A 13,771-nucleotide genomic window follows, 5' to 3' on the forward strand; every position below is an offset into this window, starting at 1 on the left:
AATCATGTACGAATGAACCTTTGCTTGGCATCGCGGTTACTCCGCCGTCTGCTCGGTAACTGGGGATTTTAAAAAAATTTTAGGAGGCTATTTACTATGGCTATTACTCAAGAACGCAAGAACGAAATCATTCAGGAATTCCGCACTCACGAAGGAGATACAGGATCTGTAGAAGTACAGGTTGCGATTCTTACAGAAGATATCAACAACCTGAACCAGCACCTTCGTACTCATAAGAAAGACCACCATTCACGTCGCGGACTATTCAAAATGGTAGGACGTCGCCGTAACTTGTTAGCTTACCTTCGTAATAACGACGTAGCTCGTTACCGCGAACTAATCAACAAGCTTGGTCTTCGTCGATAAGAATGCAATGATGAAAAGCGGGCCTCGTCCCGCTTTTTTATTAGGATAAAAATGATACATTTTGTACATAGTGAAAAGAGCAGCAAAAATGATTTCCTATGTTTAACACAGAAAGGGGTTTTTAGATGGATCAGAAGAAACAGGTTTTCACAACCAACTGGGCAGGAAGAGAACTTACAGTTGAAGTTGGTCAACTCGCAAAGCAGGCAAGTGGAGCTGCACTTATCCGATATGGCGATACAGTTGTACTAAGTACGGCAGTTGGTTCTAAAGAGCCAAAGCCGCTCGACTTCTTCCCATTAACCGTTAATTATGAAGAAAGAATGTATTCAGTCGGTAAAATTCCGGGTGGATTTATTAAGCGTGAGGGACGCCCAAGTGAGCGTGCTGTATTAACAAGCCGTCTGATTGACCGTCCGATCCGTCCTTTATTCCCGGATGGATTCCGTAATGATGTTCAGATTATGAGTATGGTTATGAGTGTAGATCAGGATTGCTCATCTGAAATGGCAGCAATGTTTGGATCTTCACTTTCACTTTGTGTTTCTGATATTCCATTTGGCGGACCGATCGCCGGTGTAATGGTTGGATTAATTGATGGAGAGTTTATTATCAATCCGACAATTGAACAGCAGCACAAGAGTGAAATGGAATTAATTGTTGCAGGTACAAAAGATGCGATCAATATGGTTGAGGCAGGCGCTTTTGAAGTATCAGAAGAAAAGATGCTTGAAGCAATTATGTTCGGTCACGAAGAAATTAAAAAGCTGATTGCATTCCAGGAAGAGATTGTTGCAGCATGCGGTAAAGAAAAAAGAGAGATCGTGCTTGCAGAGCTTGATGCTGATGTAGTGGGCAGAATGCAGGAGATGGCCGGAGAAAAGCTGGTCTCTGCTGTACAGACACACGAAAAGCATGCGAGAGATGAAGCAATCTCCACTGTGAAAAATGAAGTGCTTGCTGTTCTTGAAGAGGAAGAAGCAGATGAGGACTACGTGAAAGATGCGAAAAAAGCACTTGATCAGATGGTCAAAGCTGAAGTCCGACGCCAGATCACACAGGACAAGCTTCGTCCGGATGGCCGTAAGCCAAATGAAATCAGACCGCTGTCATCAGAAGTTGGAACGCTGCCAAGAACGCACGGATCCGGTCTTTTCACCCGCGGTCAGACTCAGGCGCTTAGTATTGCGACACTGGGACCACTGGGTGATGTTCAGATTATTGATGGTCTTGGTCTTGAAGAATCCAAGCGATTCATGCACCATTACAACTTCCCGTTATTCAGCGTAGGGGAAACAGGTCCAATCCGCGGACCGGGCCGTCGTGAAATCGGTCACGGTGCACTTGGTGAACGTGCACTTGAAAAAGTTCTTCCTGATGAAAAGGACTTCCCTTACACGATCCGTCTTGTATCAGAAGTACTTGAGTCTAACGGGTCAACTTCACAGGCAAGTATCTGTGCAAGTACGCTTGCAATGATGGATGCAGGTGTACCGTTGAAAGCTCCTGTAGCGGGTATTGCGATGGGTCTTGTAAAATCAGGAGAGGATTATACAATTCTTACTGATATTCAGGGAATGGAAGATTTCCTTGGTGACATGGACTTTAAAGTAGCGGGTACAGCTAAAGGTGTAACGGCACTTCAAATGGATATTAAGATTGAAGGTCTGACAAAAGAAATTCTTGAAGAAGCACTGATGCAGGCAAAAGAAGGCAGAATGCACATTCTGGATTCGATGCTTGCTACAATCAGTGAACCGAGAAAAGAACTTTCTGAATACGCACCAAAAATTATTCAGCTATCAATTAATCCTGACAAAATCCGCGACGTCATTGGACCAAGTGGTAAAACAATCAATAAGATTATTGAAGAAACAGGCGTTAAAATTGATATCGAGCAGGATGGCACAGTCTTCATTGCTTCAGCTGACTCTGAAATGAACGCGAAAGCGAAGCAAATCATCGAAGATATGGTCAGAGAAGCAAAAGTAGGGCAAAACTACCTTGGAAAAGTGAAACGCATTGAGAAGTTCGGTGCTTTCGTTGAGATCTTCAGTGGTAAAGATGGGCTTGTGCATATTTCTGAACTTCAGGAAGAACGTACGAACAAAGTGGAAGATGTTCTTTCACTTGGAGACCAGATTGAAGTGAAGGTAACAGAAATTGATAATCAGGGACGTGTAAACCTGTCCCGAAAAGCTGTTCTGAAAGAGCAGAAAGAAAGAGAAGAACAGAAATAAGATAAAAACCGGCTGCTTCAGCCGGTTTTTCTATGCAATTTAATCGTGAAAAAGATGAAACAGACTAAGTTTACCGGTTTTAAAGCTTTCACAGATGAAAAAAATCGATAACCATAGTAAAATGTTTCATTAAGTGCAATAAGTTTAGGAGATGTTTTTATGATTACACGTCACACCTGTAAAAATGGTTTAAGAATTGTATATGAGCACATACCTTCAGTAAGATCTGCTGCAGTAGGAATCTGGATCGGTACAGGCTCCAGGGATGAAAATCAGCATAATAACGGTATTTCCCACTTTATAGAGCATATGCTGTTCAAAGGCACAAAAGAACGTTCTGCAAGAAAAATTGCAGAGGAATTTGACAGAATTGGCGGACATGTCAATGCATTTACATCCAAGGAATATACATGTTATTACGCAAAAGTACTGGATAATCATGCGAAGCATGCATTAGAAGTGCTTGCAGACATGTTCTTTAACTCAGTGTATGATGCAGATGAGCTGGAAAAAGAAAAAAATGTTGTACTTGAAGAAATTAAAATGTATGAGGACACACCTGATGATATCGTGCATGATCTGCTTGGAGAAGCAGTTTACGGCAACCATCCTCTTGGTTTCCCGATCCTTGGAACTGAGTCTACATTAAAGTCATTTTCAAGTGATGACCTGAAGAAATATGTGTACGAGATGTACCGTCCTGAAGATGTAGTGGTTTCCGTTGCCGGAAATATTGGTCCAGAATTTATAAAAGAGATCGAAGCGTTATTCGGTGACTATACTTCTTCTTTAAATGATAGAAATAAAAATGAACAGCCTGTCTTTTATAATCACCATTTATCAAGAAGAAAAGAAACTGAACAGGCACACCTGTGTCTCGGGTTCGACGGTCTTCCGATCGGGCATGAGGATACTTACAGCCTGATCGTCATGAATAACGTGCTGGGCGGCAGTATGTCATCAAGACTGTTTCAGGATGTCAGAGAAGATAAAGGACTTGCTTATTCAGTCTTTTCCTACCATTCAGCCCATCGTGACAGCGGTCTGTTAACAATTTATGCCGGCACAGGAGCTGAGCAGCTGGACGCCCTTTACGAAACGATCCAGTCAACAACAGCAAAGTTAAAGGCAGATGGCTTAACAGATGATGAACTTGACTCTTCTAAAGAACAGTTAAAAGGTAATCTGGTACTGGGCCTTGAGAGCACAAATGCAAGAATGAGCCGAAACGGTAAAAATGAATTAATGCTTGGCAGACACCGTTCAATGGATGAACTGATTGAAAAAATTGATCAGGTATCACAGGCGTCTGTTAAAAGGGTGGCGGATCAGATCCTCGGAGGCAGCTTTGCTTCATCCGTTATATCACCCCAGGGAGAAAAAGTTTCAATATAAATGCTGTTAAGGGTGGGACATATGTGTCTCATCCTTTTTTTATATTTCTTAAAGTTAAGCATATATTTGAAGATCAGCAACTTTATTGACGGTTAGTCCATGATTGTTTCTGTCTGGCTGTCAGTTGCGGCGAATAGCATTGTGGAGACCAGTAAACCGGTCTGCTTAATCATGTAAGACATTCAAAACAGGGGAGGAAATATAATGAGAATGAGTGAACTTTACCGTAAAGAAATGATTAATATAGATCAGGCAGAAAGAATGGGGATTTTGGGTAATGCTGATGTTGAGTTTAATGATGAAACAGGAGAGATCATCAATATACTGGTTCCGGCTGGAAAAACAAATCCTTTTAACAGGTCAAAAGATGAGTATGCAATTCCGTGGAAAAGTGTTCATGCAGTAGGGAAAGAGTTGATTCTTATTAAAGGAAAACAATCACAAGTAGAGCAGCAATTACATAATATACCGGAGAATAAAGAAGAATGAAGTGAGTGGATGCTTGGTGAATAGAGAGGGCTTAATCGGAAAGAAAACAGCTGTCATTGGAGGCGACGCAAGACAGCTTGTGATCGCTGAAGCATTATGCAAAAAAGGTGCCGAAGTTTTTTTATGCGGCTTTGATCAGTTAAATCTGACTGAGCCGGGATACAGGAAAGTACTGATTGGGGAGATCCCTTATGAAGCGCTTGATGCACTGATTTTTCCGGTCAGCGGGATTTCATCCAGCGGGGAAATTAAATCTTCTTTCAGTGCCTCTAATCTCACCATCAGTCACGATCTGTTGAAAAGAACACCGGAAAAATGCTTATTATTTTCAGGTATTCAAACACCATGGACGTCTGAAAGTGCAAAAGAGTTTATCTGTCTGTTTGAGCAGGATGATATTGCCATTCAAAACTCAATTCCAACCGTTGAAGGATTACTTTGGCTGATGATCCAGCATACAGATTATACAATTCATGGTGCAAATATAACCATTACCGGATGTGGAAGGGTAGGAGTAACTGCTGCCAGGGTCCTTCATGCGCTCGGTGCGAATGTCACCGCTTTATCAGTTGTAAAAGCAGAGATTGCAAGAATGCATGAACTGGGTGTTAGTGCAGAGTCATTAAAAAACTTAGATGAATACTTAACTGACACCAATGTTTGGATTAATACAATCCCGGGTCTGGACTTGATCAATGAAAGAACTTTATCTGCATGTCATCCAGGTATCTTTATTATCGAACTTGCTTCTCATCCAGCTGTCAGACAGCAGGAACTGGCCAGGCAGAAAAATATAAATTACTTAGAAGCGCCAAGCCTTCCCGGACTGATAGCACCAAAGACAGCCGGTGAAATACTGGCTAAGGCTATTCTCGATCAGATTATTGAAAAAGGAGAGTAAGCAGATGCTGGAAGGAAAAAGAATTGGTTTTGGATTTACTGGCTCCCACTGCACTTATCATTTAGCATTACCGCAATTAATAAAACTGAAGGAAATGGGCGCTGACATTATACCTGTTGTCAGCTTCACGATGCAGACAACTAATACAAGATTCGGCGAGGGTGAAGAATGGGTCAAAAAAATTGAAAAGGCAGCCGGTCACCCATGTATCAGAACAATAGCAGAAGCTGAACCGCTTGGACCGGCTACACCACTCGATTGTATGGTGATTGCACCATTGACAGGGAATTCTCTTGCCAAGCTCGCCAATGCGTTGACAGATTCACCTGTGTTAATGGCAGCTAAAGCGACTATGCGTAATCATAAACCGGTCGTCACCGCAATATCAACCAATGATGGTCTTGGATTGAACGGGATGAATCTGATGAAGCTGATGGCTGCAAAGAATTTATTTTTTGTCCCATTCAGTCAGGATGATCCAGAGAATAAACCGAACTCATTAGTCGCACATATGGAGGAAATTCCTGAGACGGTTGTGCAGGCAATTAAAGGAAGGCAGCATCAGCCTGTCATAACCTTACGTTCTTTGAGTAAAAGAGATTGAGAAATTGAAAGAATAAATGATACAATGTGTTGTATGAATACACATTAGCGCTTTACCTGTCTAACGCATCACAGGGAAAGAGTAGAAGGGAGTTTTTATTATGAAAGGTACAGGATACAATGTAGCAGTAGTAGGTGCAACAGGAGCAGTCGGAACTCAGATGCTTTCAATGCTTGAGCAGAGGGATTTTCCAGTCGAAACAATTAAACTCCTTTCATCAGCCAGATCTGCAGGTCAGACGATACAGTTCAAAGGTGCTCCGGTAACTGTAGAAGAAGCAACACCAGAAAGCTTTGAAGGAATTGATATTGCCCTGTTTTCTGCAGGAGGAAGCATTTCAAAACAGCTTGCTCCTGAAGCGGCAAAACGCGGCGCAATTGTTATAGATAATACAAGCGCATTCAGAATGGACCCGGATGTTCCGCTGGTCGTTCCTGAAGTGAATGAATTGGATCTTCAGCAGCATAAAGGTATTATTGCAAATCCGAATTGTTCAACGATTCAAATGGTTGCGGCGCTTGAGCCGATCAGAAAAGAGCTTGGACTGACGAAAGTGATTGTTTCTACGTATCAGGCAGTTTCGGGCGCAGGCGTACAGGCAATTGATGAAATGAAAACACAGTCACAGGCAATTCTGAATGGTGAAGAGCCTGAAGCAAATGTTTTACCTGTTAAAGGTGATCAGAAGCATTATCAGATCGCTTTTAATGCTGTTCCGCAAATTGATGTATTTGATACAAACGGCTATACATTTGAAGAAATGAAAATGATTAATGAAACCAAGAAAATCATGCATATGCCGGAGCTTAAGGTCTCAGCTACCTGTGTAAGACTCCCGGTTGAAACAGGGCATGCAGAATCTGTTTATATTGAAGTGTCGGAAAAAGGGAAAAATACGGCTGATATTCACAGAATTCTGTCAGAAGCTCCTGGCGTTACACTGCAGGATAACCCTGATCAGCAGGAATACCCGATGCCTAGCACAGCAGCAGGCAAAACAGATGTATTTGTCGGCAGAGTTAGAAAAGATCCCGATGAGGATCATGGATTCCATATGTGGATTGTGTCAGATAACCTATTAAAAGGAGCTGCGTGGAATTCAGTACAAATCGCAGAAAGTCTGATAAAACTAAAACTTGTATAATGCGCACTCTCAGAGAGGAGCGTAACTTTGCCAATTTCAGTGTTGAAATTCGGTGGTACTTCTTTATCTGAATCATATAAAAGGGAAGCAGCAGTTCTGAATGTAAAACGTGAATTAGAGCGTAAACACCAGGTGATTGCCGTTGTATCAGCTATGGGCAGAATGGGAGACCCGTATGCCACAGATACCCTGCTCTCACTGACTGATTCACGTGATCTGCCGTCCCACCAGAAATCTCTTTTACTGTCATGCGGGGAACTCATATCAGCGGCTGTATTTTCTGCCGCTCTTCACTACGAAGGAGTTAACAGTGAAATCCTGACAGGTAAACAGGCGGGAATCAAAACCCGGCAGACATATAACGCTGATATCAGCTCAGTCAATATCCAGGTTCTTCTAGAAGCATTAAAGTATACAGATGTGATTATCGTTCCAGGCTTCCAGGGGGAAGATGATAAAGGAAGAACCTCTACTCTCGGTCGCGGCGGTAGTGATACATCCGCATGTGCAATCGCAGCAAGCATCAATGCTGCAGTATGTAGACTGTATACGGATGTGGCTGGTATTATGAGTGGGGATCCTCGTATTGTCGATCATGCCGCGGTTGTGAATCGCCTGTCCTATGATGAGGCTTTTCATATTGCTCATCAGGGAGCTAAAATCATTCACCCGAAAGCAGTTGAATGGGCAAGGAAGGGAAGAATTCCTGTCTGGACAGGTGATTTATCGGGGGAAGGTGGAACGTGGATTGGTTCATCTGAAGATTCAACAGATTCCATCCACTCTGTAACCGCTGTTGAGAACCTTGTTCAGATATCTGTGCAGGCACAGGACTGTGATTCTATTTTCAGATTACTTGCTGAAGAAGGGATCAGTATAGATCTGATTTCAATTCAGCCGATTGAAGTAAAGTTTACCATTCAGCAGGAAGATTATGCTGATTTGAAAATGATCTTGAACAACCAGCAAATATACTTCAAATCCAGAGAGCACGTGTCCAAGATTGCATTAATCGGAAGCAGTATTGCAGGACGTCCAGGAGTAGCTTCTTCAATCGTAACCCTGCTGACAAAAAATCAAATCAGTATCTGGCAGACAGCTGACAGTCATTTAACGTTCTGGATCCTGCTTGACAGTGACAAGTCAGCATTGGCCCAGCAGCTGCTGCATCAGTTTTTTATAAAAAATGAACTAGTAACCATACAGGAGTGAAGAAGATGAATTTTGGCAGAGTTTCCACTGCAATGGCTACCCCATTTGATCAGTACAATCACATTGATTACAGCAGATTGGAAAATCTTATTAATCACCTGATAGACAATGGAACAGATTCGCTCGTTGTGGCAGGCACAACGGGAGAATCTCCAACATTATCATCAAAAGAAAAAATCGAGCTATTTAAAGCAACTGTAGACATTGTCAACGGCAGAGTACCGGTTGTAGCAGGTACAGGTACAAATAACACTGAATCCAGCATCAGTCTGTCACTGGCTGCAAAAGACGCTGGGGTGGACGCAATCATGCTTGTGGCACCTTATTACAGCAAACCGAGTCAGGCGGGGTTAAAAAAACACTTTGAAGAAATAGCAAATCATGCTGGGCTGCCTGTCATGATTTATAATATCCCCGGGCGTTCAGCTGTCAATATTGAACCGGAAACAATCATTGAGCTATCTAAGGTACCTAATATTGTTGCAGTGAAAGAGGCAAGTGGCAGCCTGGACCAGATGACAGAGATTATCGCAGGTACAGATGATCAATTTTCTGTATACAGCGGCGATGATGGACTGACTTTGCCACTTCTATCAATTGGAGGAGCAGGCGTTGTTTCAGTTACCTCTCATGTAGCAGGAAATGAAATGCAGAAGATGATCAGTTGCTTTCTGAATGGAGAACTTTCAAAAGCAGCTTCCATTCACCAGCTGCTGCTGCCTTTAACTAGAGCATTGTTTGCTCAGCCGAGTCCTTCACCGGTTAAGTCAGCATTAAATCATCAGGGAATATTATGCGGAGGTGTAAGGCTGCCGTTAGTGGAGCTTGATCAAAATGAAGAAATCGAGCTGCTAAATGCAGTCAGTCATTTTCAAACAGCAATGTCCCGTATTTCATAAAGATCATCAGAAGGTCTTTTTCCGATCCGGAAAAAGACCTTTCTATTTTTGAAGGATCACAAATACATGTACAGTTTTCCAATCTTACAGTATAATGAACACAGCTGTTTCAAAAGATCGGATAACATTTTTGTAGGAGGAAATCAGTTTGTCTAAAGATAAAAACGAAAAGGTAAAAATTATTCCTCTCGGCGGTGTAGGCGAGATAGGAAAAAACATGTACGTCATTGAAGTGGACGAAGATTTATTTATTATTGATTCAGGGTTAATGTTTCCTGAGGATGAGATGTTCGGTATCGATATTGTCATTCCGGACTTTCAATATATTGAAGCAAATAAAGAGCGGGTAAAAGCGATCTTCCTGACGCACGGTCATGATGATTCTATTGGCTCGCTTCCTTATTTACTTGAAAAGGTAAAAGTGCCTGTATACGGCTCAAAACTGACAGTTGCACTTGCAAAAGCGCTTTTAAAAGAATATGGATTTAAAGAGCGCGTGAAGTTCTATACTGTTCATGAGAAAAGTAATATGAAATTTGATTCTGTTAATGTGACGTTCTTTAATACCACGCACAGTATCCCTGATTCACTCGGTATTGCGATTCATACGTCAGAAGGTGCGATTGTACATACTGGTGAATTCAAGTTTGACCAGGCTTCGAAGGGTGGATATGCCTCGAATATCGGAAAAATGGCGAAGCTTGGAGATAAAGGTGTATTTGCGCTGCTTTCAGATAGTACTGAAGCTGAAAAGCCGGGACATACGACATCTGAAGCTGTCATTGAAAAGCATGTTTCGAACAGTATCAGTCAGGCAAATGGAAGAGTGATTGTCACATGTTATGCATCAAACCTGATTCGTATTCAGCAAATTTTTGATGCCGCAGCTGCTTCAGGAAGAAAAGTCGCTGTCATAGGAGAAGCGGCTGAACGTGTAGTGAATGTTGCTTCAAGACTTGAGCATTTATCATATGAAGAGGAAACTCGCATTAAGCCGCATGAAATTGATCAGTACAATGATGATGAAATTGTCATTATTTTATCCGGAACGCATGACGAACCTTTTAAAGTCATGGAATCTATGGCAAATCAGACTCATCCGATTGTGAACATTCAGGAGGGTGATACAGTATTAATTACATTTACGCCGTCTCCGGGAATGGAAGTCTATTTGTATCGTTCTGTGAATGAAATGACAAAAGCAGGGGCTAACGTTCTGACATCAAGTAAGAATGTCCATGTGTCAGGCCACGGCAGCCAGGAAGACTTAAAAATGATGATGAACTTAATGAAGCCTAAATATTTTATTCCGATTCAGGGAGAATATCGTCATTTGATTACTCATGGACGTCTTGCTGAAGAAATGGGTATTCCGCGTTCCAATATATTTATTGCTGATAAAGGTGACATTGTTGAATACCAGTCAGGTAAGATGAAGATGAGCGGCCGGATTCAGACTGGCAATGTGCTGATTGATGGTAAAGGTGTAGGAGATGTAGGAAACATTGTCCTGCGTGACAGAAGACTGTTGTCTCAGGATGGCGTTCTGCTGGTTGTTGTCACACTGAACCGCAAGACAAAAACAATTGCTGCAGGGCCTGAAGTCATTTCACGCGGATTTGTCTATGTCAGAGAATCAGAAAAGCTGATGGAAGAGTCAGTAACTGCTGTCAGAAATATTGTTGAGAAAAACGTTGAAAACCGTACATTTGACTGGTCTGGTATCAAGCAGGAGATCAGAGACTCATTGAATCATCTGCTTTACACTCGTACCAAACGCCGTCCGATGATTTTACCGATCATTATGGAAGTATAATCTGAAAATGACTGAACGATTTAATCAAAAACAGGCAGAATTTTTCTGTCTGTTTTTTTCAGCCGGAAAAGGAGGAAGATCATATGGCTGAAGCCAAAAGAAAACCAGTTAAAAGAAAGCCTCAAGACAGAAAAAAGGCAAGAACGCGTAAAAAAAATACACCCCTTACATATGAACTGACAGGCATCGTTATGATTGCGCTTGCTTTGATTGCTGCCTTTCAGCTGGGTGCAGCCGGTCAAATACTTACGTTGATTTTTACGTACCTGATCGGGAATTTTCAGCTGCTGTTTCCGGTAGCCATTATCCTGCTGTCAGTCTACGCCATTTTATACAGAGGGTTTCCTTCATTTAAAGGATCCAGAATCCTGGGAAGCATGTTCATCCTGATCAGCATTTTTCTCTTGAGCCATGTATTACTGTTTGATCAGCTCGAACGTGATCAACTCATGACAAACAATAGCGTTCTGGTTCAGACACATACGATTCTGACTGATGAATTTAATGTAAATGCGGGTGCAGGTATGATTGGTGCATTGATTTATGCTATTTTCAATCTGCTGTTTGGATCTGCCGGTTCAAAGGTTGCAGCCGCTACGCTGATGATTATTGGACTGATCATGTTGTCCGGTAAATCAATTGGAGAGACGGGAAGAATGTTTGTCAGCTGGATCGCAGAAAAGCTGAAAGGGTTAATAACCATCGTGACAGAGTGGTTCAGTGAAAAACAGCAAGCAAAACATGCAAAACGAAAACAGACTCAAATTTCAAGGCGGACTGCTTCGAGAAAACCAAAAGAACCTGAAGCAATACCGGAAGAAACAGAAAGTGAGCCCGAGGGCTTTGAGCCGTTAATATCCAGTTTTGCCGAAAAAGCAGCTCCTGTACAGAATGCAGTAACAGCAACAGATCAGCCTGATGATAAAATGGATTCTGAGGAAGAGCTGCCTGATCCTGCTCTTGAAGAGTTTACTTCTTCACCGGGCGTTGAAGAAGTGGAGAACAAGGAATATCAGATACCTGCATTAGATCTTCTGGCTGTACCTCCGCATGCTGATCAGAGCAGTGAATACAAAGCAATACAGAAAAATGCTTCAAAACTTGAAAAGACTTTTCAAAGCTTTGGTGTCAGAGCAAAAGTGACCCAGGTTCACCTTGGTCCGGCTGTAACAAAGTATGAAGTACATCCGGATGTTGGCGTTAAGGTCAGTAAAATCGTTAATTTAAATGATGACCTTGCACTGGCGCTTGCAGCGAAAGATATCCGTATCGAAGCTCCGATCCCAGGTAAATCCGCAATCGGAATCGAAGTACCGAATACTGAAGTCGCAATGGTATCGTTAAGAGAAGTGCTTGAAGCGAATAAAAGTAAACGAGATGATGCCAAGCTGCTGATTGGGCTTGGTAGAGATATTACCGGTGAAGCTGTTGCCGCTGAACTGAATAAAATGCCTCACATGCTTGTGGCAGGAGCAACAGGAAGTGGTAAATCAGTCTGTATTAATGGCATTATCGTATCCATTCTGATGCGCGCAAAACCGCATGAAGTAAAGCTCATGATGATTGACCCTAAGATGGTCGAATTAAATGTTTATAACGGGATCCCTCATCTGCTGGCACCTGTTGTAACAGACGCCAGAAAAGCATCTCAGGCACTTAAAAAAGTCGTAAGTGAAATGGAACGAAGATATGATCTGTTTTCTCATACAGGCACAAGAAATATTGAAGGCTACAATGAGTATGTAAGGAAACATAACGAGAAAAATGAAGAAAAACAGCCCCAGCTTCCTTTTATTGTTGTAATCGTGGATGAGCTGGCAGATCTGATGATGGTGGCTTCAAGTGATGTTGAAGACTCCATTACAAGACTTGCACAAATGGCACGTGCAGCAGGCATTCACTTAATAATCGCCACTCAAAGACCATCTGTAGATGTCATCACAGGGGTGATTAAAGCTAATATCCCATCGAGAATTGCGTTTGCAGTCTCGTCACAGATTGACTCAAGGACGATTTTGGATACCGGTGGAGCTGAGAAACTTCTCGGCCGGGGGGATATGCTGTTTATGCCCGTTGGCGCTAACAAACCTGTAAGAGTACAAGGTGCATTTTTGAGCGATGATGAAGTTGAAAAAGTGGTAAATGCTGTGATTGAACAGCAGAAAGCACAATATCAGGAAGAAATGATACCTGACGAAGTAGATGAAACCAAACCTGAAGAATCTGATGATGAATTATACGGCGAAGCAGTGGATCTTGTTGTCGATATGCAGACAGCTTCGGTATCCATGCTGCAAAGGAGATTCCGTATTGGTTACACCCGTGCTGCCAGATTAATCGATGCCATGGAGCAGCAGGGGGTTGTGGGACCGTATGAAGGCAGTAAGCCCAGAACAGTATTAAAAGGTAAAGTTGAAGAGGAATAGAGAATTAAAGCAGGGTGAGGCGCATTTGCCTCACCCTTTTGATCTATAAAAATAAGTGTTTCGTGATTTTATTCATAGTTATAAAAAAAATCAGACATTCGAGGTCTGACCTATATACAAGAATTAATAGAATAGGATATACTATTGTTACCGCTTTCAAAAATACTATAACGTTAGAAAGATTTATTTAAATACCTTTAATTACCAATGAAAAGGGCTTCATTTCACTGTTCTTTATAATGTTGTAACAAATGTAATTATTATGTAATCAAATAGAAA

11 protein-coding genes are annotated in these 13,771 nt (G+C 42.0%); all 11 read left to right on the forward strand.

Going from position 1 to position 13,771, the window contains the following annotated elements; translation table 11 throughout:
- Positions 1-96: 96 nt before the first annotated feature.
- The 11 genes from rpsO (at position 97) to UFB30_RS06005 (ending at position 13,492) form a co-directional block, all read left to right on the forward strand.
- Entirely contained in the window at positions 97-366 is a 270-nt protein-coding gene (gene rpsO / locus UFB30_RS05955; RefSeq protein WP_322420773.1) for a 30S ribosomal protein S15, read from the forward strand.
- A gap of 125 nt (positions 367-491) precedes the next feature.
- Positions 492-2,606 (forward strand): polyribonucleotide nucleotidyltransferase, encoded by a 2,115-nt coding sequence (pnp, locus tag UFB30_RS05960; protein WP_322420774.1) that lies wholly within the window; start codon positions 492-494, stop codon positions 2,604-2,606.
- A 159-nt stretch (positions 2,607-2,765) separates the two neighbouring features.
- On the forward strand, positions 2,766-4,001 hold the full coding sequence (locus tag UFB30_RS05965) for a M16 family metallopeptidase (RefSeq protein WP_322420775.1): 1,236 nt from the start codon (positions 2,766-2,768) through the stop codon (positions 3,999-4,001).
- Positions 4,002-4,205: 204 nt separating this feature from the next.
- Complete coding sequence (locus UFB30_RS05970; protein WP_322420776.1) at positions 4,206-4,490, forward strand: YlmC/YmxH family sporulation protein; 285 nt, start codon at positions 4,206-4,208, stop codon at positions 4,488-4,490.
- Positions 4,491-4,506: 16 nt separating this feature from the next.
- Positions 4,507-5,391: a dipicolinate synthase subunit DpsA gene (dpsA, locus tag UFB30_RS05975; protein ID WP_322420777.1), complete on the forward strand. Its 885-nt coding sequence runs from the start codon at positions 4,507-4,509 to the stop codon at positions 5,389-5,391.
- 4 nt (positions 5,392-5,395) lie between these two features.
- Positions 5,396-5,995 carry a dipicolinate synthase subunit B gene (dpaB, locus tag UFB30_RS05980; RefSeq protein ID WP_322420778.1) on the forward strand — a complete coding sequence of 200 codons (600 nt, stop codon included), beginning with the start codon at positions 5,396-5,398 and terminating at the stop codon, positions 5,993-5,995.
- A gap of 100 nt (positions 5,996-6,095) precedes the next feature.
- Positions 6,096-7,139: an aspartate-semialdehyde dehydrogenase gene (locus UFB30_RS05985; RefSeq protein WP_322420779.1), complete on the forward strand. Its 1,044-nt coding sequence runs from the start codon at positions 6,096-6,098 to the stop codon at positions 7,137-7,139.
- Between the two features lie 27 nt (positions 7,140-7,166).
- Positions 7,167-8,351: an aspartate kinase gene (locus UFB30_RS05990; RefSeq protein ID WP_322420780.1), complete on the forward strand. Its 1,185-nt coding sequence runs from the start codon at positions 7,167-7,169 to the stop codon at positions 8,349-8,351.
- 5 nt (positions 8,352-8,356) lie between these two features.
- On the forward strand, positions 8,357-9,250 hold the full coding sequence (gene dapA, locus UFB30_RS05995) for a 4-hydroxy-tetrahydrodipicolinate synthase (RefSeq protein WP_322420781.1): 894 nt from the start codon (positions 8,357-8,359) through the stop codon (positions 9,248-9,250).
- Positions 9,251-9,398: 148 nt separating this feature from the next.
- Positions 9,399-11,066: a ribonuclease J gene (locus tag UFB30_RS06000; RefSeq protein ID WP_322420782.1), complete on the forward strand. Its 1,668-nt coding sequence runs from the start codon at positions 9,399-9,401 to the stop codon at positions 11,064-11,066.
- Positions 11,067-11,149: 83 nt separating this feature from the next.
- On the forward strand, positions 11,150-13,492 hold the full coding sequence (locus tag UFB30_RS06005) for an FtsK/SpoIIIE family DNA translocase (RefSeq protein WP_322420783.1): 2,343 nt from the start codon (positions 11,150-11,152) through the stop codon (positions 13,490-13,492).
- Positions 13,493-13,771: the final 279 nt, after the last annotated feature.

Origin of the sequence: Jeotgalibacillus haloalkalitolerans (assembly GCF_034427455.1) — a bacterium.
Taxonomy (GTDB): Bacteria; Bacillota; Bacilli; order Bacillales; family Jeotgalibacillaceae; genus Jeotgalibacillus; species Jeotgalibacillus haloalkalitolerans.

Coding starts and splice junctions, on each gene's coding strand:
- UFB30_RS05965 (WP_322420775.1), top strand. CDS start 2,766: ATGATTACACGTCACACCTGTAAAAATGGTTTAAGAATTGTATATGAG.
- UFB30_RS05985 (WP_322420779.1), top strand. CDS start 6,096: ATGAAAGGTACAGGATACAATGTAGCAGTAGTAGGTGCAACAGGAGCA.
- dpaB (WP_322420778.1), top strand. CDS start 5,396: ATGCTGGAAGGAAAAAGAATTGGTTTTGGATTTACTGGCTCCCACTGC.
- UFB30_RS06005 (WP_322420783.1), top strand. CDS start 11,150: ATGGCTGAAGCCAAAAGAAAACCAGTTAAAAGAAAGCCTCAAGACAGA.
- dapA (WP_322420781.1), top strand. CDS start 8,357: ATGAATTTTGGCAGAGTTTCCACTGCAATGGCTACCCCATTTGATCAG.
- UFB30_RS05970 (WP_322420776.1), top strand. CDS start 4,206: ATGAGAATGAGTGAACTTTACCGTAAAGAAATGATTAATATAGATCAG.
- pnp (WP_322420774.1), top strand. CDS start 492: ATGGATCAGAAGAAACAGGTTTTCACAACCAACTGGGCAGGAAGAGAA.
- rpsO (WP_322420773.1), top strand. CDS start 97: ATGGCTATTACTCAAGAACGCAAGAACGAAATCATTCAGGAATTCCGC.